The sequence below is a fragment of the Bacillus sp. FSL K6-0138 genome (genome assembly GCF_037982765.1).
Classification (GTDB): Bacteria; Bacillota; Bacilli; order Bacillales; family Bacillaceae; genus Bacillus; species Bacillus glycinifermentans.
This window is the reverse complement of record NZ_CP150286.1, coordinates 1,686,107-1,711,170: the sequence shown is the minus strand read 5'-3', so window position 1 is coordinate 1,711,170 and position 25,064 is coordinate 1,686,107. Positions and strand designations below refer to the sequence as shown.

General features: G+C 41.7%; 23 protein-coding genes. 11 read left to right on the top strand and 12 right to left on the bottom strand.

Annotation, left to right across the window (positions count from 1 at the left end):
* Window positions 1–3: 3 nt before the first annotated feature.
* Complete coding sequence (locus MHB78_RS09180) at window positions 4–522, bottom strand: YqeG family HAD IIIA-type phosphatase (RefSeq protein ID WP_046131755.1); 519 nt, start codon at window positions 520–522, stop codon at window positions 4–6.
* 366 nt (window positions 523–888) lie between these two features.
* On the opposite strand from MHB78_RS09180, the gene MHB78_RS09175 reads away from it, so the two are divergent.
* Window positions 889–1,029: a sporulation histidine kinase inhibitor Sda gene (locus MHB78_RS09175; RefSeq protein ID WP_046131754.1), complete on the top strand. Its 141-nt coding sequence runs from the start codon at window positions 889–891 to the stop codon at window positions 1,027–1,029.
* 110 nt (window positions 1,030–1,139) lie between these two features.
* Here the strand turns inward: MHB78_RS09175 and MHB78_RS09170 are convergent, their stop codons facing one another.
* The 4 genes from MHB78_RS09170 to MHB78_RS09155 all read right to left on the bottom strand — a co-directional run bounded on the left by MHB78_RS09170 (window position 1,140) and on the right by MHB78_RS09155 (window position 3,441).
* Window positions 1,140–1,301 (bottom strand): hypothetical protein, encoded by a 162-nt coding sequence (locus MHB78_RS09170; protein ID WP_164918162.1) that lies wholly within the window; start codon window positions 1,299–1,301, stop codon window positions 1,140–1,142.
* An 82-nt stretch (window positions 1,302–1,383) separates the two neighbouring features.
* Window positions 1,384–2,115, bottom strand: a complete 732-nt coding sequence (locus MHB78_RS09165; RefSeq protein ID WP_046131753.1) for an SGNH/GDSL hydrolase family protein — start codon at window positions 2,113–2,115, stop codon at window positions 1,384–1,386.
* A gap of 126 nt (window positions 2,116–2,241) precedes the next feature.
* On the bottom strand, window positions 2,242–3,009 hold the full coding sequence (locus tag MHB78_RS09160) for a GNAT family N-acetyltransferase (protein WP_046131783.1): 768 nt from the start codon (window positions 3,007–3,009) through the stop codon (window positions 2,242–2,244).
* A gap of 63 nt (window positions 3,010–3,072) precedes the next feature.
* Window positions 3,073–3,441: a DUF2294 domain-containing protein gene (locus MHB78_RS09155; RefSeq protein ID WP_046131752.1), complete on the bottom strand. Its 369-nt coding sequence runs from the start codon at window positions 3,439–3,441 to the stop codon at window positions 3,073–3,075.
* Window positions 3,442–3,748: 307 nt separating this feature from the next.
* Between MHB78_RS09155 and fdhF the strand changes: the two genes are divergently transcribed.
* Both fdhF and MHB78_RS09145 read left to right on the top strand, forming a co-directional pair.
* Window positions 3,749–6,691, top strand: coding sequence for a formate dehydrogenase subunit alpha (fdhF, locus tag MHB78_RS09150; protein ID WP_099047061.1), 2,943 nt, complete (start codon window positions 3,749–3,751; stop codon window positions 6,689–6,691).
* 19 nt (window positions 6,692–6,710) lie between these two features.
* Window positions 6,711–7,190: a DUF1641 domain-containing protein gene (locus tag MHB78_RS09145; protein ID WP_046131751.1), complete on the top strand. Its 480-nt coding sequence runs from the start codon at window positions 6,711–6,713 to the stop codon at window positions 7,188–7,190.
* Window positions 7,191–7,226: 36 nt separating this feature from the next.
* Here the strand turns inward: MHB78_RS09145 and MHB78_RS09140 are convergent, their stop codons facing one another.
* The gene (locus MHB78_RS09140) at window positions 7,227–7,385 is read right to left on the bottom strand and encodes a hypothetical protein (RefSeq protein WP_164918163.1); all 159 of its coding nucleotides are present in this window, start codon (window positions 7,383–7,385) and stop codon (window positions 7,227–7,229) included.
* A gap of 276 nt (window positions 7,386–7,661) precedes the next feature.
* Between MHB78_RS09140 and sigK the strand changes: the two genes are divergently transcribed.
* From sigK to MHB78_RS09120, 4 genes are all read left to right on the top strand, one after another.
* Window positions 7,662–8,387, top strand: a complete 726-nt coding sequence (gene sigK / locus MHB78_RS09135; RefSeq protein ID WP_046131750.1) for an RNA polymerase sporulation sigma factor SigK — start codon at window positions 7,662–7,664, stop codon at window positions 8,385–8,387.
* A 474-nt stretch (window positions 8,388–8,861) separates the two neighbouring features.
* Entirely contained in the window at window positions 8,862–9,152 is a 291-nt protein-coding gene (locus tag MHB78_RS09130; protein ID WP_046131749.1) for a hypothetical protein, read from the top strand.
* Window positions 9,153–9,243: 91 nt separating this feature from the next.
* A protein-coding gene (locus MHB78_RS09125) for an IS3 family transposase (protein WP_099047013.1) occupies window positions 9,244–10,604 on the top strand; the annotation gives its coding sequence in 2 pieces (ribosomal slippage) (window positions 9,244–9,715 and window positions 9,715–10,604; 1,362 coding nt in all).
* Between the two features lie 128 nt (window positions 10,605–10,732).
* Entirely contained in the window at window positions 10,733–11,170 is a 438-nt protein-coding gene (locus MHB78_RS09120) for a MarR family transcriptional regulator (protein WP_065894587.1), read from the top strand.
* Window positions 11,171–11,230: 60 nt separating this feature from the next.
* Here MHB78_RS09120 and MHB78_RS09115 read toward each other — a convergent pair.
* A protein-coding gene (locus tag MHB78_RS09115; RefSeq protein ID WP_231947364.1) for an IS3 family transposase occupies window positions 11,231–12,786 on the bottom strand; the annotation gives its coding sequence in 2 pieces (ribosomal slippage) (window positions 11,231–12,129 and window positions 12,129–12,786; 1,557 coding nt in all).
* A gap of 648 nt (window positions 12,787–13,434) precedes the next feature.
* On the opposite strand from MHB78_RS09115, the gene MHB78_RS09110 reads away from it, so the two are divergent.
* Window positions 13,435–14,874: a PLP-dependent aminotransferase family protein gene (locus tag MHB78_RS09110; RefSeq protein ID WP_046131597.1), complete on the top strand. Its 1,440-nt coding sequence runs from the start codon at window positions 13,435–13,437 to the stop codon at window positions 14,872–14,874.
* A gap of 317 nt (window positions 14,875–15,191) precedes the next feature.
* Here MHB78_RS09110 and MHB78_RS09105 read toward each other — a convergent pair whose 3' ends face one another.
* From MHB78_RS09105 to MHB78_RS09085, 5 genes are all read right to left on the bottom strand, one after another.
* Complete coding sequence (locus MHB78_RS09105; protein ID WP_046131596.1) at window positions 15,192–16,634, bottom strand: PLP-dependent aminotransferase family protein; 1,443 nt, start codon at window positions 16,632–16,634, stop codon at window positions 15,192–15,194.
* 274 nt (window positions 16,635–16,908) lie between these two features.
* Window positions 16,909–17,868 carry a carbon-nitrogen hydrolase family protein gene (locus MHB78_RS09100; protein ID WP_099047062.1) on the bottom strand — a complete coding sequence of 320 codons (960 nt, stop codon included), beginning with the start codon at window positions 17,866–17,868 and terminating at the stop codon, window positions 16,909–16,911.
* An 86-nt stretch (window positions 17,869–17,954) separates the two neighbouring features.
* Window positions 17,955–19,397 (bottom strand): sodium/proline symporter, encoded by a 1,443-nt coding sequence (locus tag MHB78_RS09095; protein ID WP_231947365.1) that lies wholly within the window; start codon window positions 19,395–19,397, stop codon window positions 17,955–17,957.
* Between the two features lie 102 nt (window positions 19,398–19,499).
* Window positions 19,500–20,735: a Zn-dependent hydrolase gene (locus MHB78_RS09090; protein ID WP_241657030.1), complete on the bottom strand. Its 1,236-nt coding sequence runs from the start codon at window positions 20,733–20,735 to the stop codon at window positions 19,500–19,502.
* Window positions 20,713–21,429 (bottom strand): L-2-amino-thiazoline-4-carboxylic acid hydrolase, encoded by a 717-nt coding sequence (locus tag MHB78_RS09085; protein WP_231947366.1) that lies wholly within the window; start codon window positions 21,427–21,429, stop codon window positions 20,713–20,715. The genes MHB78_RS09090 and MHB78_RS09085 overlap by 23 nt, the downstream gene beginning before the upstream one ends.
* A 167-nt stretch (window positions 21,430–21,596) precedes the next feature.
* Here MHB78_RS09085 and MHB78_RS09080 point away from each other — a divergent pair, with 167 nt between their 5' ends.
* The 3 genes from MHB78_RS09080 to MHB78_RS09070 all read left to right on the top strand — a co-directional run bounded on the left by MHB78_RS09080 (window position 21,597) and on the right by MHB78_RS09070 (window position 25,062).
* On the top strand, window positions 21,597–22,463 hold the full coding sequence (locus tag MHB78_RS09080) for a LysR family transcriptional regulator (protein ID WP_046131593.1): 867 nt from the start codon (window positions 21,597–21,599) through the stop codon (window positions 22,461–22,463).
* 549 nt (window positions 22,464–23,012) lie between these two features.
* Window positions 23,013–23,453: a YfmQ family protein gene (locus MHB78_RS09075; protein ID WP_046131592.1), complete on the top strand. Its 441-nt coding sequence runs from the start codon at window positions 23,013–23,015 to the stop codon at window positions 23,451–23,453.
* A gap of 613 nt (window positions 23,454–24,066) precedes the next feature.
* On the top strand, window positions 24,067–25,062 hold the full coding sequence (locus MHB78_RS09070; RefSeq protein WP_046131591.1) for a carbon-nitrogen hydrolase family protein: 996 nt from the start codon (window positions 24,067–24,069) through the stop codon (window positions 25,060–25,062).
* Window positions 25,063–25,064 lie beyond the last annotated feature (2 nt).

The window sequence follows — 25,064 nt, the reverse complement described above, 5'->3', positions numbered from 1 at the left end:
TGATTACTCCTCCCACTGAATATGGCCTTTCCGTTTTAATGAGCTCAGGATTCTGCGTTCTATCTGCCGGTTAAAACGCGTAAAAAAGCCGTCTGAAGCGGCTACAGGAACAACCAAAATCGTGTGAAAACCGTTGCGGTTGCCTCCGAGCACGTCGGTCATCAGCTGATCTCCTATGACGACAACGTCTTCCTTCTTGAGCCCCATGTTTTTAACGGCTTTTCGAAAAGCTCTGCCCATCGGCTTTTTCGCTTTATAAATAAACGGAATATTGAGCGGTTCAGAAAATAATTTGACGCGCTTTTCATTATTATTGGAAACGATTGTTACTTTAATGCCATTCTCCTTCATTTCCTCAAACCATTCGATCAGACGCGGCGTGGCGCTCGGCCTGTCCCATTCCACTAGGGTATTATCAAGATCTGTAATAATTCCTTTTACATTCCGCTCTTTTAGTTTTTCAGGGGTAATATGAAAAATATTTTTTACAAATTCATCCGGCAAAAAAAACTTTTTTAACACAAGCCGCACCCTTTCCTTTCTATATACTGCTGCTTTCTGAAAGTGTCGAATCAAATCTAAAAGTGTCTTAAAACATCGGCTCCCCGAAAAGTTTTCGACATATAATAGGATTCTTCAACAGGTGTGGATAAAATTACACACAGTATCCACTCTTATTTCATCGACCTTTTATTAAATTATAAACATGATACCCACAAGTTATCCACTTTTTGATGTGGATAACAGAACGATTGTTCTCGCCAAATATTCATGGTAGATTATAGGTACTTCAACCAAAGATCGCATAACATAACATGATATGCTGACCTCAAACACGTTATTCCAATTATATAAGGAGGTGTCTTCCCCATTAAATGGGTACCGAGTATGAGAAAGCTGTCTGATGAACTTTTAATAGAATCATACATTAAAGCAAATGAGATGAATTTAAACCGCGAATTCATCGAGCTGATTGAAACTGAAATGAAGAGAAGGTCGCTCGGTCATCTGCTTTCTGTCTCCTCGTAGTTAAGCACTCCCGGGCGTTCTTGGGCTTTTTTCACTTAGGTTGCTATTATATCACTTGAATAATATGCTTACTACTGTTTTAACGAAAAAACACCTCTTTAAAAGAGGTGCTACTTGAAGAAGCCGTAAGGACTCAGCCAATAAAAACCGCCGATCACCAAAAGAACCACCAAAAGAACGACTACAAAAGCATAGCCGTATGCGGCACCGGTATATCCGGCGTAGCCCGGAAAAGGAAACGGACCGGCCGGAAACGGGAATCCAGTGGTCATAGGATATCATCCCTCCCTTAGGACAGTTACAGTAACAGCCTATGAACTAAAAAAGAGAAATGGCTAGGCCTTTGACCGTATATCAGGAAGTTTTTATGACCCGGCTTTTGTCAATGCCTTCAAAAATAATTCTCGCGCCTTTTGGGGTTAAGTGATTTCCCGATGGGTCGATGAACCCCGATTTAATCAAGTTCTCATCAGTGGCTCCGCCCGCCTTGTTCACGATGTTTTTCCAATTGTCAATCAATGGTACATGCAGCTTTCGGGCCGTTTCTCTTGTCACATCATTATAGGAATCATGCCACTTTCTAGCGCCTCCGTATTGATCAAACGAAGCAGCACGATACCTCGCATAATAAAATATGTTGTTTCCGCTGCCTTCAACGAGCGGTAGGCACGTCATTAAAACCGGTTCTATGCCGCTCTGCCTGCTTTTTTTGACAAAATAATAGAGATTTTCTTTAAATCTTTTTTTGGAAACGCGCGGAACTCCCTTACCGAGTATTGCCGCATCATTCGTTCCAAACATAATCAAAAGGTATGACGGCCGCTTGTCGAGTACGTCGCGCTGAAATCGGAGCCTTGCATTTTCCGTTGTTTCTCCGCCGATACCCGCATTTTCTATGTCATATTTTCCGCGCACTGACGTTTGGAGTAAATTGACCCATTTTTCCGCTTTTGGATAATCACGAAACTGCCAATTTGAACCGCGTGTATTGCTGTCTCCAAATGCGACGATTTTTTTGGTGTGCTTTTCCCCGCATCCTGACAGAAGGAGCAAAAAAGCGAGGGCGATCACAAAGCACTTTTTCATCGTTTCCACCTCCAAAAGCCCAATAATACGATCATAAAGGAGAGGCTCTGCAGTTTCAATGGAAAAACTCTCTATTCACCTGCTGCTTTTAACCTGTCCTCTCCGCTTAAAAACATTCGCACGGGCTTACCGGTTTTGGACATACAATGAATAATTTTTCAGCGGCCGAAAACCCAGTTTCTCTGCAAGACGGATCGAAGCCGTGTTTTGTTGATCGCAGTCCCAGCGGGGCTTCATCCTGTGTTCTTTACAGTAAGAAATAAACGCCCGGGCGCAAAGGGCTGCATATCCCCGCCCCCTAAAATCCGGATCGGTGGCGATGTCAATCTCGGCAAAGCGGTCGGAACGAAAAATAGAAACGCACTCGCTAACCGTCCGATTGCCGCAGACCGCTTTGAAACCGAAGCCTTTCTTTAAAAAATTGTCTGCTCCTCCCCAATATTCATCAGCATACTGTTCATTGAAAAGGACGCTCTCGTTCAGATCTTCTTCAGAAAACATAACGCATGCCGCGCCGGCGTCTTTCACGAAATGTTCAGGTTCTTTCACAAAGGAAAATACGATGCGCTTCATCTGTTTAATCGTATTATCCAGACCGTCTGTCAAAAATGCGTCCCATTCCGCCGAATCTGAAAATACAGTAAAACGCCTGCCGTTCCTTTGTTCTTTCAGGTAATAATGCCATTCGTCCCGCTTACTTTCAGGCGGGCTGCCGGCAAGATGATAAATTCCCGAAGGTGTTTGAAAAACCGCGCTGCGCGGGGAAACGGAATGATCAGCATACATTTTCCCGTCTATTATTCCGTCTGCGATTGCGTGGGCAAATGTCGGGCTGCTTTCATTCAGCAGCGGTTTTGCCGCCTGCCTCATATCCTCTGCCTTTAGCTGTATCATCTTTTTTCCTCCCTTATGCAATATTTTTGCGCGAATTTCCATCCCCGTAATCCACCGTTCCTTTTATCCGTTGGCCGCCCCGTCGCCTTCATCGATGTTCCGGTCAAAAATAAACACGGAAACGGCGATGTCCTCCTTGATCTTGATGTCTGAAAACAGATGCTCCAGTTTTGCGCCGATCAGCTCTTCCAAGCCTTCCGGCGTCCGGTTTGAATAATGATCCTGAATCAGGCTCGTCCTTGCTGCATGCACCATTTCTTTGCCTTCAGACGTACTTGCGATAAATTGCTCGCTTGCGGTCAAATTGCCGTAAAGCGTCGAAACCGCCATATTGTCGACGAATACAGTATGAATCCGTTCAGGCCCCTTTCCAAACAGCTCTTTCCTCAGCTTTCGGATGATATCATTAAACTGATGGATTTTTTTAGACATTGTCAGACCCCTTCCCCTTTAAACCATACAAAATATCATGATGTTCCCTTAGACATTTAACTTGGTTAAAATTTTCCTGTTCTATTGAATTATAATAAATATCATTTTATAATAAAAGTTATGTTGATGGATTTATAATAGGAGACGTGTTATAAATCTATCTGTTTCTTACATATTGGGATTGGTCTGTTAGTAAGGATTGCTAGTAAACTACTCCGCCATGTATGTTTATGCCGCTTGCCAGGACGGGAACCGGTATATGTGTACATGGCTTTTTTGATTTCTTGACAACGATGGAGGGACAAAAATGATGGATGGAAAGCCGATCAGAATCATAATAGACGGCACAGAATACGAAGCACAGGAAGGTGCCACGGTTTTAGACATTTTGAATGAACACGGAATCGAGCATCCGCAAATTTGCCACGTACCAGAGGTAGATCCCATTCAAACGTGCGACACTTGCCTCATCGAAGCGGACGGAAAATTGAAGCGGGCCTGTTCGCTCAAAGCGGAAAACGGTATGTCAGTCAGTCTTTCGACTGAGCGGGTGAAAAAAGCGCAGAAGGAAGCGATGGATCGTATCCTCGAAAACCATCTGCTTTACTGTACGGTTTGCGATAATAATAACGGCAACTGCAAGCTGCATAATACGGCGGAAATGATGGGCATCGAAGAGCAGACATACCCTTATGCGCCGAAGGAGGATCCGGCGACTGCCGTCGATATGTCGCATCCTTTTTACCGCTATGATCCGAATCAGTGCATCGCGTGCGGACAGTGTGTGGAAGTGTGCCAAAATCTCCAGGTCAATGAAACGCTGTCCATCGATTGGGAGCGGGAACGCCCGCGGGTCATTTGGGATGAAGGCGTTTCGATCAACGATTCTTCATGTGTGAGCTGCGGACAATGCGTCACCGTTTGCCCGTGCAACGCGCTGATGGAAAAATCGATGCTCGGAGAAGCCGGATTTATGACAGGTATCAAACAGGATGTCATGGAGCCGATGATCGACCTCGTAAAAAACGTAGAGCCGGGTTACAGCAGCATTTTCGCCATTTCCGAAGTAGAAGCGGCGATGCGGGAAACACGGACTAAAAAGACAAAAACCGTTTGTACGTTTTGCGGTGTCGGCTGCTCTTTTGAGGTTTGGACAAAAGGCCGGAAAATATTGAAGGTCCAGCCGGTCTCAGACGCTCCCGTCAACGCCATTTCCACCTGCGTAAAAGGCAAATTCGGCTGGGATTTCGTCAATTCCAAAGAGCGGCTTACAAAACCTTTAATCCGCAAAAACGGTGCATTCGTCGAATCCACCTGGGAGGAAGCGCTTGATCTCGTTGCCAGCCGCTTAGGCTCGATCCGCCGGCAATACGGGAAAGGGTCTGTCGGCTTTATTTCTTCTTCCAAAATTACGAACGAAGAAAACTACCTGATGCAAAAGCTGGCGCGGCAAGTCTTTGAAACGAATAACGTTGACAACTGCTCCCGCTACTGCCAATCGCCGGCAACGGACGGTCTCTTCCGCACGGTCGGAATGGGCGGTGATGCAGGCACGATCAAAGATATCGCAAAAGCCGGCCTCGTCATCATCGTCGGCGCAAACCCGGCCGAAGGCCACCCGGTACTCGCAACCCGCATCAAGCGGGCCCATAAGCTTCACGGTCAAAAGCTGATCGTCGCCGACCTTCGCAAAAACGAAATGGCCGAACGTTCAGACCTGTTCATCAGACCGCGCCAAGGAACGGATCAAGTATGGCTGATGGCCGTTACAAAATATATGATCGACCAGGGCTGGCATAATCAGGCGTTCATTGAAGAAAACGTGAATTTCTTCGAGGATTATAAAAAATCCCTTGAAACATATACCCTTGAATATGCGGAAAGCGTCACTGGCATTCAACAACAGACGCTGATCGAAATCGCGGAAATGATCCGGGACGCTGACGGCACCTGCATCTTGTGGGGAATGGGCGTGACCCAAAATACCGGAGGCTCTGATACGTCGGCGGCGATTTCGAATCTCTTGCTTGCGACCGGAAACTACCGCCGGCCCGGTGCCGGTGCCTATCCGCTGCGCGGGCACAACAATGTTCAGGGCGCCTGTGACATGGGGACGCTGCCGGGCTGGCTTCCGGGATACCAGCATATTTCCGATGACAAAGCACGAAACAAATTCGAAGAGGCTTACGGCGTAACAATTGACAGTACGCCTGGCCTTGATAATATCGAAATGCTTCATTCGATCGAAAAAGGCGACATGAAAGCAATGTATATCGTCGGCGAAGATATGGCCCTTGTCGATTCTAACGCCAACCGCGTCCACGACATTTTGTCAGGGCTCGATTTTCTCGTCGTTCAAGATATATTCCTTTCGAAAACGGCTCAGTACGCCGATGTTGTCTTGCCTGCGGCGCCTTCCCTTGAAAAAGAAGGAACTTTTACAAATACGGAGCGCCGCGTTCAAAGGCTGTATCAGGCGCTCCCTTCACTCGGGGACTCAAAGCCCGACTGGCAGATCATCCAGGCCATCGCAAACCGTCTCGGGGCAGACTGGAATTACAACCATCCGGGAGACATCTTCTCAGAAATGGCAAGCCTCTCCCCCCTATTCGGCAAAGCGGGGTACGAAGCGCTTGAAGGCTGGAACAGTTTTCTCTGGGGCAGCTTAACCGGAGAAAGCACGCCGCTCCTTTATGTAGACGGCTTTAACTTTCCTGACAAAAAAGCGCGCTTTGCGCTGGCCGATTGGACAGAGCCGGCCGAATTCCCTGAGGAGTACGACCTTCATATCAACAACGGACGGATGCTTGAGCATTTCCACGAAGGAAACCTGACCAATAAATCGGCAGGAATTCAAGCAAAAGTGCCGGATGTCTTTGTTGAGATTTCGCCAGAGCTGGCAAAAGAACGGGGAATCTGTGACGGATCTCTCGTAAGGCTCGTATCCCCCTACGGCGCTGTGAAATTGACCGCTCTCATTACCGACCGTGTGCGGGCGAATGAACTGTACCTGCCGATGAACTCGACTAACAAAGAATCGGCGATTAACTTTTTAACCGGCCCGGCAGTTGATGCTCGCACAAACACGCCTGCCTATAAGCAGACGAAAGTGCGCATGGAAGTCCTCGGAGGCTGCGCGGCCCCGCCGCTCCCGAAAACGAACCCGCGCAACAAAAAACGCAACCCGCAGAACGGGGTCGAAGTAGAGCGCAAATGGAAGCGTCCGGGATACGTCCATCTGACAGACTAATGCAAGGAGGAAATCATATATGGCCACTCCTATTACCGCAATTCAAAAGGAGCGCAAATCAGAAGAGCAAATCAAGCTTGAAAAACTGGAAGAGTTAAAATCGCTAGTGGCGGAAAACGAAGACGCCCTCTCGAAAACGATGAAACTCATCGGCGAGCTGAACGGACTCGGCGTCTTTGACGCCGCAGACAGCATGCTGCAAGCGAAAGAAGACATCGCTAAAATCGCGCTCGGCCAGCTGTCCCGCGAACCGGTTGTAAACTTGATCAACACCGCAATGGCGGCCGGCGGAGCCCTGTCAAAAGCCGATCCCGAATTGACGGGAAAGCTTATCGAAAGCCTGGTAGCAGGTATAGAACAAGGACAACACTTTTTAAAAGAAGATCAAAAAGTCAGCATCTTTGCCCTGCTGAAAGCCATCAACGACCCTGACATCAACCGCGCCATCGGCTTCGGCCTCCAGTTTTTAAAAGGAATGGGCAAAGCGCTCAAGGACTAAACGAAAAAACCGGCTCAGAGCATGAGCCGGTTCATTTTATTTTCCGAGTGCTTCTTTAAAAATATGAAAAACCGTCGTGACAAGAACAATGATCATGAAACCGGTCGCAATTGGAGTCGGATGCGTTTCCTGGATTCCTATGGCGATGACGCTCAACACGATCAGTGAAAGAATGAACAAACGTTTGTTTTTCATATGCTGCGCCAGACTGCTGTTCTAACGTTTACCCCTTTTAAGTCCGGCACTCTCACCCCCTGCTTTTATTATCGCGTCCATGTTAACTTTTGTAAATGGATCAAATGCTGGAAGCGCTCTCATAACATGAAGTCTCCCCCATGATCTCTTCGAGCGGCGTGATCGGCAAGACGCCGGAGAACTTCGTAATTTTATCGTACAGACACAGACATCCCTGCTCCCACATACATTTACATATAGGCTTCTGCCTACATACATTTTGTGGAGGTGCCGATAATGACAGGTGTTTTTGCAGCGCTCGGGTATGTCATCAAGGAACTTGTGTTTTTAGTATCATATGTGAAAAACAATGCCTTTCCACAACCGCTCTCAAGCAATGAAGAAAAAAAATACTTGGAATTAATGGCCCAGGGAGACGAACACGCAAGAAACATGCTGATTGAGCACAACCTTCGCCTGGTCGCCCACATCGTCAAAAAATTCGAAAACACAGGCGAGGATTCGGAAGATTTGATTTCCATCGGAACCATCGGGCTGATCAAAGCGATCGAGAGCTACTCTGCGGGCAAAGGAACAAAGCTCGCCACATATGCGGCGCGCTGTATAGAAAACGAAATCCTCATGCATCTTCGCGCCCTGAAGAAGACGAAAAAAGACGTCTCCCTCCATGACCCGATCGGACAGGACAAAGAAGGTAACGAAATTTCTCTCCTCGATGTCTTGAAAGCAGAAAACGAAGACGTCATCGACACCATCCAGCTCAACATGGAGCTTGAAAAAGTCAAAAAATACATCGACATCCTCGACGGCAGAGAAAAAGAAGTCATCGTCGGCCGCTTCGGCCTTGATTTGAAGAAAGAAAAAACGCAGCGCGAGATCGCGAAGGAGCTCGGGATTTCGCGGAGCTATGTGTCGAGGATTGAGAAGCGCGCGCTGATGAAGATGTTTCACGAGTTTTACCGGGCGGAGAAGGAGAAACGAAAAAAAGCGAAGGGGAAATAACGCTTTAGAAGCCGGCCAAAATTCCGGCTTCTATTTCTTTCACTAGTCCTCAAAAAGGTGGAAATTTATGCAAATTATATTCCCCCAGTATTACAAGCGCTTCATTTTTTAAGTCCTCACCACAATATATCGTCCTCTATGAGGTTTTCTTATCTCTGGATTTTTTTTCATTAATTGATCCATAAATACCGTCATATTAGAGATTTGTCTACCAGTTTTCTTTTCAATCTTCTTTTGTAGATTGATACTTCTAATTGGCTTTTCCTGCTGCTTTAATATATTTAATGCTGCTTCACAATTTCTTGATCGATTGTCAGATGAAAAACTAGATTATATTCATATTTCTCTCGGTACAATCTGGAGAAGTTCTATCCGAAATAAGGAACAAACAACACCTGTTCTTGAGCGTATCAAAGAACGAATCGGTCATAATTTTAAATGTAGTAAAAGAACACGCTAAAAAACCAGATCCCGTTGATAGGGGTTGGTTCCATCAAACATCCAGACGATGCTCTAGAAGCTTTAGAGAAAGACATTCCATTAGTAGCAGTTGGCCGTGAACTTGTTGTGGAACCTAATTGGGTTCAGAAAATACAAAATGGAGAAGTTGAATCTATTCGTCAAAGTATGTCACGTAATGATCAAGAAGAGTTATCTATCTCTGGTGCGATGTGGGATTATATTTCACCTGTTCCTGGATGGTTCCCAATTGAAGAAAATGAAAAACAAAGTGATAATGAGCCTTGGTTAACAGGAAAAAAATAATTTAAATGTATAAATTAAAAAAGAACTGCCAAATAAGTGAACTGCACCCCAATTGTTAGACACCATCTAACAATCGGAGGTGCAGTTTTTTATGGCTAAATTTACAGCTGAGGAAAAAATACAAGCGGTCAAAAGGTATCTTGCGGGTAGGGAAGGGCATAAAACAATCGCCAGAGAGATCGGTGTTTCGTCAGGTGTGTTTCAGGTATGGATTCGCAAATACCATTACCATGGAGAAAGTGCGTTTCAAAAACTCTATACAACCTATTCTGTAGAAGATAAACTGAAGGTACTTCACTATATGATCGAAAATGGGACGTCGATCCGTGAAACAGCCGCCATCTTCAATATTCAAGCACCTTCTACGGTGGCTCAATGGCAGAAACTGTTCGAAACCGGAGGAATCGATGCCCTAAAACCGATGAAAAAGGGGCGGCCGTCAATGACAAAGAAAAATCAAAAAAGAACGAAGAAACAAACACCGCAAGAAGGATCAGTGGAAGCCATGCAGGCTGAAATTGAACGTCTGCGAATGGAGAATGCCTACTTAAAAAAGTTGAATACCTTAGTTCAAAACAAGGAAAAATTACAAAACAAGAAAAGGCCCAAGTAGTATTTGAACTAAGGACTGAATTTCCGGTAAAAGCCCTGCTTAAACTGGCTGGAATTCCGCGCAGTACGTATTATTACTGGGTCAAAACCTTCGGTCTTCCAGACAAAGATGCCAAATTAAAAACACTGATTCAATCGATTTATCATGAACATAAAGGCCGTTACGGGTACCGCCGGATACGCGACGAGCTTAAAAACCGGGGATATCAAATGAATCATAAAAAAATATATCGCCTCATGAAGGAACTGGGGTTGAAATGTCTCGTACGGATGAAAAAATACCGTTCGTATAAAGGAGAAACCGGCACGGTGGCACCAAACAGGCTAGAGCGGAATTTCAAGGCGGAAAAGCCGAAGATGAAATGGGTAACAGATATCACGGAATTTAAATTATTTGGGGAGAAGCTCTATTTATCGCCAATGCTTGATTTATTTAATGGCGAAATCATTGCTTATACAATTGGATCCAGGCCAACGTATTCATTGGTATCCGAGATGTTGGAAAAATCATTTGAACAGCTGACAGATAAAGAAAATCTGTTGATTCACTCCGATCAGGGCTGGCACTATCAAATGAAACAGTATCGCCACGCCCTAAAGGAACGAAATATTATTCAAAGTATGTCTCGTAAGGGAAACTGTTACGATAACGCGGTCATTGAAAGTTTCTTTGGTATTTTAAAATCAGAGTTTATCCATTTCAACGAATTTCAAAGCATCGAGCATTTTAAACAAGAGCTCGTAACATATATCGATTACTATAATCACAAACGGATCAAGGCAAAATTAAAAGGCATGAGCCCAGTACAATACCGGATTCATGCCAGTCATGTTACTTGAGAAAATAAGCTGTCTAACTTTTGGGGGTCACTTCAAAGAGGCAGTTCTTTTTTTGAAACAATCATGTTAGATTTAGCATAAGAAGGTATGATAAAGTAGTGTGAATTATAAAAAGGAAGGCGACTTTAATGTTCAGTAAACAAGATGATCTTAAAAGCAGTTGGTTATGTCTAACACACTTTTATGATACTGTTTCAAAAGAGCTTGAAAGAACTCTAAAAGAAAAACATCAGCTTGCTTTGAGAGAATTTTACGTATTACTGTTTCTTTCAGAAGCACCTGATAAAGCATTACCTCTTCAAGAATTACAACACAAGATTGGACTTAGCCAAAGTGCTATGTCTAGACTTGCAGCCAGAATGGAATCCAAAAGTTGTGGTGTAATTAGAAGACATGGGTGGGGTGACGATAAGCGTGGTGTATATACAACAATGACAGATAGTGGAGAACAATTACTAAATGAAGTGATGAAAACATTCGAAGAAACTATTAGAAAAACACTTCAAAATTGTGAAATTGGCCCTTCTTTCAATACATTAGTGCGTACTTCGAATAAGAAGTCGTAATAAACCTTGGAAATATGATCTGCACCCTGTCAAGTAGACAGTGGAAATAACTAAAACACACTAGACGGCTTTAGCCCTGTATTCCACTGGGCTGAGGCCGTTTAGTTTTTCTTGTAGACGATCGTGGTTGTAAAAGTGGATATATTCATCAATTGCGCTTTGAAGTGCCTCAAATGTCTCGTACGAATTCCGTCTGTATTTCTCGCATTTTAATTTCCCCCAAAACGACTCAATGGGGCCGTTATCAATACAGCGGCCGACGCGGGACATACTCTGTGTCATATTTGCGTTTTCAATCATCCTTCTAAACTGGTGGGACGTGTATTGAAAACCTCTGTCGCTGTGAAGGAGAGGACGTGCGTTTGGGGCTGCCTCAAGCGCTTGGTTCAAGGTTTTAAACACAAGGGCGTTATTATTGGATTTCCCCAGCACATAAGACACGACCATTCCCTCATGAAGATCTAAAATGGCACTGAGGTACGCTTTCCGATGGCCGTATTTTAGCTCTGTCACATCAGTCACCCATTTTTGATTTGGTTTGTCCGCTTTAAACTCTCGATTCAGGATATTTTCGGACACATGTTGAGGCGTCGCTTTGCCGTAACGTTTTTTCTTCCGCCGAATGACACACTCCAGCTTGGCAATTTTCATCAGCCGATAGATGCGCTTATGATTGAGGCGCTCTTTAAAGCGGCGGTTCATGTTTAAGGTCATTCTGCGGTATCCGTAGATACCGCCAATTTGTTCGTGAAGTAGCGCCATTTTGGCGATAATCTTTTCATTCTGTTTTTCTCTCGCTGAAGGTACTCGGCTCCTCCATTTGTAATACCCCTGGCGCGAAACTTCGGCAATCTCACATAACATTTGGACAGAAAAGCCTTCTTTTCGATTCAGCTCTAAAATGGCGAGATATCGATCTTCGTACCGAACCTGACTTAGAACCGCCTCCTTTTGATCTCTTCCAACTTTTTTAAGAACGCATTCTCTGCGCGCAAACGCTCATTTTCCTGTTCCAGCCGTTTGTTTTCCCGTTGAATTTTTTCTTCAGGTGTCAGTTCTTCTTCGGTTTTGCGTTTCCCTCGGTTGTCTTTTAAGGCCTCTTCTCCGCCTTCTTGATACTTTTTCACCCATTGATACACCTGTTGGTAGGAGACTTGATGAATCTCCATTGATCTGGCGTAGTCCTTTCCATGAGCTAGACAATCCTTCGCAATCTCAATCCGTTCTTCCAATGAAACGTTCTTCCGTTTGGTCATCAAACGATTCCTTCCTCTCCCGCTGTCTTTTAACGTTTTATGACCATTATAAAGCTCAACCCACTTCATGAGTACGGATTTACTGGAAATCTTATATTTTCTCGAGATTTCTCTTTGAGAGTAGCGTCCGGATAAGAAGTCTTTCACGGCATTGTATTTTAATTCTGCGGGATAGAACTTATGGCGCTTTGAACGTTCCAAACTCTCCACACCCGCCATATCATGCGATGTTCTCCATTCACGAATCGTTTCGGCATGAATGCCATATTTTTCTGCGATCTCCTTCACCGAATTATTGCCCTGATCACATTCTGATAGAATATTCAATTTTTCTTCTTTTGAAAACCATTTTCCAGCCATGAAAAAACTCCCCCAAGGCAAACAGATTTTTTTATTTCATCTGTCTACCTTTAGGGGAGCATATCAAATATACCAAGGTTTTTTTTGTGATATGATCTCTAAACTGATCTGCTTTGGATATTTTCTGAGTACCCATACAAATGCAACTGTATGCAAAATAAAAAGCCGTTTGCCTTCGACGAATTGTTTAATCCCCCCTTTTTACACCAGGTAAATTAAGCATGTTCTCTTCAATGGCTTCGCAGATGTAGCTACCAAGTCGAGCCCTTTTCTACTAATATCCCAAGCAATAAAACTAAAAATCAACATAGAGGCGGTCCCCTTTTCTATCTTTTTTTAAATCACATTTATGTTAAGTGGATGGTTAAAATATCTGCGAATTGGATGGATTAATTTCTTCTTGACTTCCTTATTATAGAATATGTTATTGATTAAATTTTTTTGGCATAACGATATTGCGTGGGCATCGCTTTTTTGCCGCTCATCGGTGTTCTGGCGCTGCTGCCTCTGATCTCCAAATGCCGGTTTTAAAAGGACTGATGGACTAAGTCGCTAAGGATGAAATCATTCTGAGATGTTCACTTTGATCCCTACCTCGTTACTGGGTACACTGTAGTATAATTTCAAATTTGAAAGAAGGTGTAAAACTTGTGGAAGCTTGATCGTCAAAGCAACAAGCCGCTTTATGAGCAAATTGCTGACTATATAGAACAGGGAATTTCATATAGCAAGTTTCCACCGGGCAGCCTTTTGCCATCGGAACGGAAATTGGCTGAACAATTGGGGGTGAACCGAAGTACCGTTATTCAAGCCTACGCTCACCTGCGCTCTTTCGGCATTATTCAAAGCCGGACGGGTAGTGGTACGCGTGTTAGTACAACCAAATGGGGAGCTACCCCTACGCCAAATTGGAAACGATATGCCGAAGGAAGTAACCTACTGCCAATCACACCTTTTATGCGCAAAATCCGTGAATCGCTGAGAGATCAGCTGCTGATCGATTTCGCAAGCGGTGAGCTCGCAGCGGACTTGACTCCAATGGATGAAATCGCAAGTCTAATGAGTGCGCATCGCTATACGTCTTATCTTGGCTACGACAATCCACAAGGGTATATTCCACTAAGAGAAGCTCTCGTTTCCTATTTGAAAAGACATCGGTCAATTCAGACAAGCGAATTATCTATTCTGATCACGTCTGGGTCACAACAATCACTGTACTTGATTACGCAATGTCTATTGTCGCCAGGGGACGCCGTAGCGATCGAAGACCCTTCTTATTACTATTCGCTGCCGATGTTTCAATCCGCCGGACTGCGGTTGTTCCGACTTTCCGTAGATCAGCAGGGTATTCGTCCCGATGAGATTCGTGCCTTATACAAGAAACATCGTATCAAAATGGTATTTCTTAATCCGAATTATCAGAATCCTTCAGGAACCGTTCTCGCTGAAGATCGCCGTAAAGAATTGCTAAAAGTGACCAGCGAATTAGCTTTACCGATTGTGGAGGACGATCCTTTTAGCTTAACCGCTTATGATGGAATGCCGCCCCCACCTCTAAAATCGATGGATACGGTCGGTTCCATCCTGTATGTCGGCTCGCTTTCCAAAATCGCCGCTTCAGGCTTGCGTATTGGCTGGATGGTCGCGCCACGTTCCATTGTGGAACGTTTGGCAGATGCCAGGCAGCAGATGGACTTTGGATTAAGCGTCATTCCGCAGCAGGTCGCCGCGCAATTTCTGAAATCGGATTATTTTGAACCGCATTTGGAATATTTGCGTAAAAAACTGCAATTTAAGCGAGACCTGCTGATCAAGGCGCTGAAAAGGGAACTACCAGACTTACTCATGTACGACATTCCTCAAGGTGGCCTTCATGTGTGGTGCAGTCTACTACCGAACGTTAATGACAGCAAACTGCTAGATGCAGCGATCCGAAAAGGGGTCGTGTTCGTACCGGGAAGCGTCTACGGTTCGGATTCCGGCTTTGTACGCTTTACATTTGCCAGAACCCAAACTAATGAAATTGATACAGGAATATCCAGGTTCGCGGAAGCGCTACGATCTTTGCTCGACACTAGATCTCCGTAATAACCGGTTTGAAAATGCAACAATCCGTGACACGAAACTTAGTGGTTATTTTTTACAAAAAATTAATACAGCCGCTATACATTTATTTATCTATGTTTTGTAAAACAGCATCACATCAAAATATGTTTTAACAGAACATTTCCTTCTGTATTCAAGAAAAAAAGGTGCATCCCAAATATCATCGTTATTTCAAGCATTGGCTACAGAAAAAACTCGAGACCGCATCTATGATTGTCTAAAAACAAAAAATGATCCATAACTAGTTCATGAATCATTTTCACGTATTTATTTACTGTATAAACAGCATTTTATTGTGATTATCGATTGAGTTGAATACTTTTTAATGCATCTGCAAATCGCGAAATACCTTCACGGATTAAGTGTCTCTCTCCCCGACCAAAAGTAAAGCGTACGTATCCTTTTTTTGAACCCAAAATGCTTCCTGGAACGAAAGCCACTCCCCTTCTCATTGATTCCTCAAGTAAGTGATATTCGTTACTGATACTATTTAATTTGCACCACACATGGATTCCACCCTCTGGTATAAAAAACTCTGTTTCCCCACTTAATGTTTCCTCGAGACTAGCAGTTATCTCATCCCTTTGATATTTCAATTCTTTTCGAAGCATTGAAATATGTTTACCGAAATGTGTTGACCCTAAAAATTCATTTGCAATCCATTGTGGAAAAACGCTATGGCCAAAGTCAACTTGTTGTTTCGCATCTGCCAGGCGTTGAATCACCTGCGGGGGACCAATAACCCACCCAATCCGTAATCCTGATGCGATAATTTTTGACAGAGAACTAATATATAAAATGTTCCTATCATGGTCCATCGTTTTTAAGGTTGGATGGACATTTCCATCAAAGGTAGTTAAACTATAGGGATCATCTTCTATAATCGGAATGCCGAATTTAGCGGATAACTCTAAGACCTTCTTTCGACGTTCCAAAGAAAGCACCGTACCTGTAGGGTTTTGATGGTCAGGATTTAAAAAGACCATTCGAATTCGATGTTTCTTATGCAAAGATATCAGATCATCAGGATTGAAACCATCTTCATCTACAGGTAATAGGAAGGTTCTTAGGCCGGCGGACTTGAACAGCGGAAGGGAAAAACAATAGGATGGATCCTCAATTGCAACTGCATCTCCCGGCTTCAGCAGACATTGAACAATTAGGTGAAGGGCCTGCTGGGCACCCGATGTAATAAGAATAGATGAAGAACTAGTATCTATATCTTTGTATTCCTTTACGTGAGAAGCGATCGTTTCCCTTAAAATTACATTTCCTAGTGGATGATCATAGCCAAGGTGCCCCATAAATGGGTGGTCAGAAAGAATCGTTCGAAATTGGTCAGTCGGAAACAACCGTGGCGTCAATTCGCCGCTAGCTAAATTAATCAAATTATTTTTTTGAGTTTCCGTGCGAATCCGTTGAACCAAAGGGAGATTAGGCAGAAAAGAACCATCTTCCACATACCTGGTCCAATTCGGAATACGCTTATGTGATATCCCCCATATATCCGTACTAATACGTGTTCCACTCCCTCTTTTTCGTTCCACTAACCCAAGCGACTGTAACACTTCATAGGCAGCTACCACCGTGCTTCGATTTACCTGTAATTCATTTGCTAGAGCACGTTCTGAAGGCAAAACACTATCAGGTGAGAAAACTCCCGAAGAAATTCCCTGTTCGATATAATTTGCAATCTGCTTGTAAATAGGTGTCTTATCTGCACGATTTGGTTTCCAATCCATTTAACGGCCTCCACTTCAATCATTTTAAAATAGGCCCCTTTAACAAAATCAATTATATATCAGGAAAAATACAAAACAACAATCGCGTTACCACACTACTCCTAACAGTACTATAATCTAGGAAAGGATCCGTCCAGGGTGGAATATGATCTGACCTTTTGTAAAATGTTTGTTCAACACCTAATTTCCCAGTCAAACATTACAAAGTTTTCGCTCCAATTCCTAAATGTTTTTTTGTCAGTAGATTATTAAACATCAAAAGACTGGAATAACATTATTGAAACTTCCACTTAACCCCTTCTTGTTTTTCCTTATTTACTCGCAATTGGAAAACATCAGGTCTTGCATAATGGCCAACAGGATCAAAATCAAATTTACCGTATGTAATTTGTTTCATGTCAAGATCAGCAATGATGATTTCTTCTCTTTCCCAAACAGGTTCGGTAACAAAATCCCCCAGCGGGCCAACAATAGCGCTTCCTCCCCTGCACATGACTTCAGGAGAAGATTTGAGCTCATCATAACAAGCTAAGTCCTGTGGATACATATCTTTTTTTACATACTGGTTGCAGGACAAAACAAAACATCTTCCCTCCATGGCAATGTGGCGGATTGTCGATTGCCAGGATTCCCTCGCGTCTGCGGTTGGCGCGATATAAATTTGTACGCCCTGAGCGTACATTGCAGCTCTTGCTAGGGGCATATAATTTTCCCAACATATTAGTGCTCCAATTTTGCCATACGGTGTATCAAATACAGGAAGTGTGCTACCGTCACCTTCCCCCCAAACAATTCGTTCGGAGGCAGTTGGTTTTAACTTGCGGTGTTTTCCCATAAATTCGCCATCAGGGTTGAAAAATAATACTGAACAATAAAGTGTCCCTCCGCTATTTTCACGATCCCTTTCGATGACGCCAATTATAAGATAAACCCCTGCTTCTCTAGCGGCTTCTCCAAGCTTTTCAGTTGATTCACTTGGAACTTCTATTGAATTCTCCCAGTAACGATACCAATCTTTCCGTCCTTCTTCCGAGCGGCTTCCGATCATCGTGCCGAAAGATAATCCTCTTGGATAGGCCGGTATAAATGCCTCGGGAAAAACGACGATTTTAGCTCCCTTTTCGCTTGCTTGCATTATTAAACGGACTGCTTTGTTGATAGTTGCATCGCGATCCATAATAATGGATGCCGCCTGCACGACAGCAACTTTTACAGAATGATCTTCTTTTACCACCCTTAGGACCTCCCGTCTTTTCTTCTCGAATAAATATTATCAAAAATAGAGCTCTTCCATTGCTAAGGAGTAAATTACCAAAAAATTTACGATCGATTTTCAGGATAACACAAGCTTACAATAATACCTCCGATGAGACAGATAAAAAATGTAGCAGCTTTTGCAGATACAATTGCTTCTAACGGGGAGATGGTCCATAGTATTGAACTGACAAATCCAATAATAATCGTAGCGATTACTCCTGCACCAGACGTTTTCTTCCAAAAGAAGGTTAACAGGATGACCGCAGAGAATGTGTTGCCTACTCCTGCCCATGCAAAACTTACTATATTATAAATAATCGAGCCAGATGCTAATGAAATAACAATACCTACTACACCACTTACTATAACGACGAAGCGGGATAGTTTCACTAAAGTTGTACTCTTAATAGTGATTCCCATCGCTTTATGAATAATATCTTCACTTACTGATGTTGTAATAACAAGTAATTGGGAAGATGCAGTTGACATAATAGCAGCTAAAATACCTGATATGATAATGCCTGCAACCCAGTGCGGCAATAAATCGTAAACCATATGCGGTAATATCATTTCTGAATCCGCAACTTCTCCTTGTTTATACAGAACAGAGGCAAAAATAGCTGATAAAAATGCGCCTACATAAACAATTAAAGTCCAAACAATTGCAACTTTTTGACCTGTTCTAAGCTCTTTTTTATCTCTTAAAGCCATAAACCTGGAGCTTAGCTGCGGCTGTCCGCCAAGCCATCCAAAGAACCAAGACAGATTTGTGAACAGCATTGCGCCCAAGGCTACTCCAGTAAATCCGCCAAACCAATTATCAGCTCCATTTCCCATTGAGCTCAAGGCAGTTGAAATGGATAAGTTATTTTGCCGTATTTCAATAAATCCTGCAATTGGTACGATAATAAACGAAATTAGCATCAAGAAACTTTGAATCGTATCAGTCCATACAACCGACATAAATCCGCCCATGCAAGAGTAAGCAATGATAATAACTGCAATAATAACTGATCCTACTGTAATATTTAACCCCGAAAAGGAGTATAAAGTTTTACCCACTCCTGAAAACTGGGCTGCGAGATAACATGTAAAAAAGAAAACCATAATGATCGATGATAACCAGCGAATCACATTACTATGTTTGGGGAATCTTACCGCAATATAGTCTGTTAATGTATACACACCATATTTTTTCGTTTCTTTCATAAATATTTTCGCTAATACTAGCCATGAAAATAGTATTCCAAGAAACATTCCAGATAAAATCCAAACTCCTGATAAACCTGATACATAAATAAAACCTACCGCTCCAAGGAACATGTAAGCCGACTCACCTGTTGCTCTCTCGGAAAAAGCAAGGGCCCAGCCAGGAAGCTTATTACCACCTAAAAAATAATCTGCATGATTTAAATCTTTTCTGCTAAAATAGACACCTACCAATAGCATTAGAATTATATACACGATAATTTCAATAAAAACAATGGTTGAGCCCATAAAATTCATTAGTTTTTTAATCTCCTTTAACCCTGATTAAACATAGTTAAATTTTGTGTATAAAAGCCAGCTGATGACTACAATTTGAAGTATCAGGATCATAATCAATTTTTATTTGTCGGAATCCAATTTTAAAATACTTTGGTATAACACCTTTGCCGCTTTCTCTATATCTTGCTCTGATGAAAATTCCTTTGGATTATGACTAATACCATCCTTTGACCTGACAAAAATCATCCCCACTGGAAATAGATCTTTGAATTGCATCCCGTCGTGTCCAGCACCACTCGGTAATGAAATCACAGGTTCATTTATTTTTCGTATACAATCTTTAATAACTTCTTGGATATTTTGATCGCAACGAAGAGGTGCCACACGCTGCAATTCAAGCACTTCAAGACCAAGTCGCCGTTCAGCAGCTATCATTTCAGAGAATTGCTTAATTCTTCGCTCCACTTGATCTCGAATGTCCTCATCAATATCCCGAATATCAAATGTCCAGGTTACCTCACCAGGTATAACATTGACTCCATTGGGCTTTATGGACAATTGGCCAACCGTAGCGACAGCTGAAGGATATTCCTTTGCTATTTTTTCTGCCTCTGCAATGATTAAGCTTGCACCGACTAATGCATCTTGTCGCTGATCCATCGGTGTTGCCCCTGCATGCTCAGCTAACCCTGATAATGTAAACTGGAGCCATACAGGACCGGTTATTCCTGTGACACAACCTACTGCTGCATTTTGATGCTCCAATACTTTTCCTTGTTCAATATGAACCTCCATATAGCATTTTACGTTTTCTAGTTTTGCACTTTGGAGTCGATCCTTGTTGAAACCATGTTGATTTATCGCCTGTTCTATTGAGATCCCTTTCTGGTCTTTTCTTTTTAGATCTTCTTCTGTTAATGTACCTGCAACCGCTCTACTTCCGATCATGCCATAGCCAAAACGAGTACCTTCTTCATCCTTAAAAGCGATTACTTTCAATGGATGTTTCAGCCTAATATTATTCTCTTTTAAGGAATGGATGACTTCTATTGCTGTCAAAACTCCTAAACTACCATCATATTTTCCGCCGTTTGGTACTGTATCAATATGTGATCCAATTAAAATAACAGGTAATCCCTCTTCCCTCTTCGTGCTTCCAATCAAATTTCCGATTGCATCATACTCAACAGACAGACCTGCAGCCTTCATGTATTGTTCAAGTTGTTCATTGGCACATTTTTCTTCATCCGTATAAGAAAAACGATTAATTCCACCATCTTTTGTTTTTCCAATAACGGCTAATTCCTGTAAATGATTAGTTAATCGATTAATATTAATCATTTTCTTTTTCTTCATCCTCTAGTTGAAAACGGAAATGGCACTGTCCGTGTTTGAGAAGTAGTTCGTCATGTACGACATTAAATTTATTGTTATATCCATGGGCAATTGCATCATCAATTATTGTGCAATAAACAAGTCCGTATTTATGCATATTGTCATCGGCCCATTGCTGACCTAGGGGGCACACCTTGAAAGTCTGCTCGATCTCTCCAGGTGTATAATTCTCTTCAATCGTGAATAGCTCACTACGTCCCATATCATAGTTAGGCAAGTAATTTTCAATTGTATTATCTTGCCCGTTTACTCTTGCCCTTTGCGCTATCCCATAACCCCGATTTTCGCCAAATTCCCAAATTCCTTCTTGGATAGTTTTTTCACCATCGTCGCCATACATATCGACAATTGGCTTTGTAATTTGTGCAAATAGCTTTGCAAACAAAGCAAATGGTGTAAGGTTGGTATATTTATTTTCTGTGTCATGGTCTTTTGGGATGTAATCAAATAATGTGTGTATGTCTCCCTCAATTACTGCTTTCCGAGCGATGTCTTCAGCATCTTTATATCCAAAATTTTCAATTCCTTGTTTAAGCAGTGCTTTACCTACTTCACCATATTTACCAACGACTTTTTTTTCTATATTGGTAAACAGCTTTGTCGTCATCACTTCCATTGAATAAGGTACAATTTTATTATCAGGTAGTGTACTCAATGAAAACACTCTCCTTTTCATTCTTTTTATTTAATCACTGATTAATCCAATTAACTTACTCGGGGTATTTAATTGTTTTTAATTATAAATACTTCTTTATATAAATCAAATGAATAATTATAATATGAATTATGAATAAAATTAATACTTGAGAGGTGGATTAAACAATGACTTTGGTGAGATATGATATTTTTAGAACAGTAGTAGAAACAGGAAGTTTATCCAAAGCAGCAGATGTTGTCGGATTAACTCAATCCGCTGTCAGTCATGCGATTTCAGGTCTTGAGTCTGACTTCGGGTTCACCTTGCTGTCCAGAGGTCGTTCCGGCATTCAACTGACGAGTAACGGAGAAACAGTGCTACAATACATGAGGGAAATACTAAAATGGAATGAACGAATGATGCAAGAAGTTTCGAAAATACATGGACTGGAAGTTGGTGTTGTACGAATTGGTACACTCCCAAGTGTATCTATTCAATGGTTGCCCAAGATTATTAAAGAGTTTAATCTATATTTTCCTGACATCGAAATTAAACTTTTTGAAGGGGATTACGATGAAATCGACAGTTGGATAGCAGACGGAACGATTGATTTTGGCTTTTTGTCATTACCAGTTTCCAAGGCATATGAAGTGCTTCCTCTAAAACAAGATCGGATTCTATGCATTTTACCTGAGGGCCACCCTTTGGCAAAACAAGACATCATTTATTTAAAACAACTGAATGATGAACCTTTTATTATGCCAAAATCCAGTATTGATAAGGATGTACGAAGAATTTTAAAGCAACATAAAATTAAGCCAAGCATAAAATATGAAATTTCAGAGGACCAGGCGATTATTTCTATGGTGCAAAATGGACTGGGAATCAGTATCCTCCCTGAGATGATTCTTTATCGTCTTCCCGATGACCTTCAAATAATTCCGTTGGAGGGAAATTATTGCCGTACAATCGGCATAGCTAGTATCTCCTTACGACACATGTCACCTGGTGCAAAATCATTAGTCAACTTTATCCAAGATTGGTTAAAATAATATGTTTTTTAATTTCAAAAACTATATGAATGATTGCGGAGTATATCTCTTTGGATACTCAACGCTTCTATTGCCATATTAAAATTTTATAAAGACAAATTGAAAAGGCTTGAGCTCTGTAGAATTTCAGACTTACGCCTTTTCATTGTACCTAAAAAGATTATCTGTGGAACTTTTGGAGTTCGCCGGTCCGGTTACTCTGGTGTGTCTGTTCCCCCTTTTGGTGGCTGGTTTCCTCTGTCGGACCTCATTGCTCCCGTTAGCCCTTAAAATTTAAAAAGTATATTATAATCAACTGTTTATTAGATCTAAAAAAGAGAATCGCGTATACAATGCCCCAGTAGGATAATCCATTCTTTTAAAAGCCAATCAATAATGGTCAGTTAGATGCTTATCAATGGATGGTAATTTTCATCTGGAATTGGATGGTGATTATTAACTGTTTTTCTTTTATAATAATTGTGCTTTTTAAAAGATGAGGGTTGTCAGATGAAAAACAACCAAACCTAAATTTTTTTATCTTAAATAATATAATGGAGATGATGAAATATGACATGGATTTCTATAACGATGCTTATTCTGTTGTTCCTTGTTAAACTTGTATTGACGTGCCTTCCATCCGGCGTCGTCGAATGGATTTCCGCCAAATTCGAAGTGCATTCAAAACTAAGCGACGAGAATTCCACCGTAACGATCGGCGGAAAGTGCCTTGATGGCCAGGATAAAAAAGAAGTGATTCAACATTTTAATGAAGCTGTATTTATGGAGAAGTATTATATATTCCCAGGGGATGAGCATTTATATTTACATCCAAAGGACGGTGGAACGCCGGTGGTCATTGACACAAAAAAAGGAAAAAAAGAAATGAGACTGTTGATATTTACTTACAATGACCGTATAGATGTCGTCAAACAATACAAGAAGAAAGTCATCGCGTATTGCCTTCAGTCCGATTATCTTCAGAAGCAGGCAGCAGGGAATGTTGTATAAACTGAAGAGAATATAGAGGACATTTTAAAGCCTTTTGAATCAAAAAGGCTTTTTTCTTTTGTATGTTAGGCGGATCTTTAATTAACTGGAGTTCTGATGATGTAAAGGTAAATTTTAAGGACGAGGATACATACGTGTATACGCTCCTGCTGTCCTAAAAAAATAATGCCCCCTTCGTTTGTTCCAATTACTTAAATTAGTAGCTGCAGCTACATGCTTGCGGTTTTACTTGTTCACCGAACTTAAAATGAATCAGCGTAAGACTGATCTTTTTGGGACTTCCTACATTTATTTTTCCTCTTAGTAGAATAGGTGCTCTCAAATTCCATTGTTTAATTAGCCTCCCACAAACATCCTTTACGAAACATTTTATTGGTTCAGCATCTGGCTACTCTACTTAGTCCCAATGAGAAACCTCCCCCAATTGTTATGTTCCGCAGTTGTTCATCAGCCGTTCTCAGAAATCGAAAATTGGATGGGTTATCACCCATCCGTTATTTGTAAAATGTTACACATAATTGTATTTTTGTTTATTTGACAAGCAAAAAAGAAAATAATTGGTATAATCAAATCGGAAAATAATAAAAATATTAAAGGCGAGGTGCGTATAATTATGTCAAAACAATATCCTAAGTTTAAAGCAGCAGCAGTTCAGGCTGCACCAGTGTACTTGAATTTAGATGCAACAGTTGAAAAGTCTTGTAATCTAATTGATGAAGCAGCAGCAAATGGAGCAAAATTAGTAGCATTTCCGGAAGCTTTCTTACCAGGGTACCCTTGGTTTGCTTTTATCGGACATCCAGAATACACAAGAAAATGGTATCACGAATTATATAAAAATGCAGTGGAAATTCCTAGTTTAGCAGTTCAAAAAATAAGCGAAGCAGCAAAAAGAAATAAAACCTACGTTTGTATTTCCTGCAGTGAGAAAGATGGGGGATCATTATATCTAGCACAATTATGGTTTAATCCAGAAGGAGATTTAATTGGAAAACATAGAAAAATGCGAGCTTCTGTTGCTGAAAGGCTCTGCTGGGGGGATGGAAGCGGAAGCTTAATGCCTGTGTTTGAAACTGAAATTGGAAATTTGGGTGGATGTATGTGTTGGGAACATCAGGTACCATTAAATCTTCTTGCTATGAATTCTCAAAATGAACAAGTTCATGTAGCTTCTTGGCCTGGATATTTCGATGATGAAATCTCAAGTAGATATTATGCAATTTCTACCCAAACTTTTGTAGTAATGACTTCGTCAATTTATTCAGAAGAAATGAAAAAAATGATTTGTGAAACGAAAGAGCAAAGAGATTACTTTGATACGTTTAAAAGTGGACATACTTGTATTTATGGACCAGATGGAGAACCTATTAGTGAGATGATTGAAGCTGAAAAAGAAGGAATTGCATATGCAGATATAGATTTAGAAAGAATAATTGATTATAAATATTATATTGATCCAGCTGGCCACTACTCTAATCAAAGTCTTAGTATGAATTTTAATCAAAATCCAACTCCGGTCGTTAGAAAGTTCGGAGAAAGCAAAAATAAAGTTGTTACCTATGAGGAACTTAATTTATCAATAGGTAATGAAAAAGTAAGTGTCAAATAGTT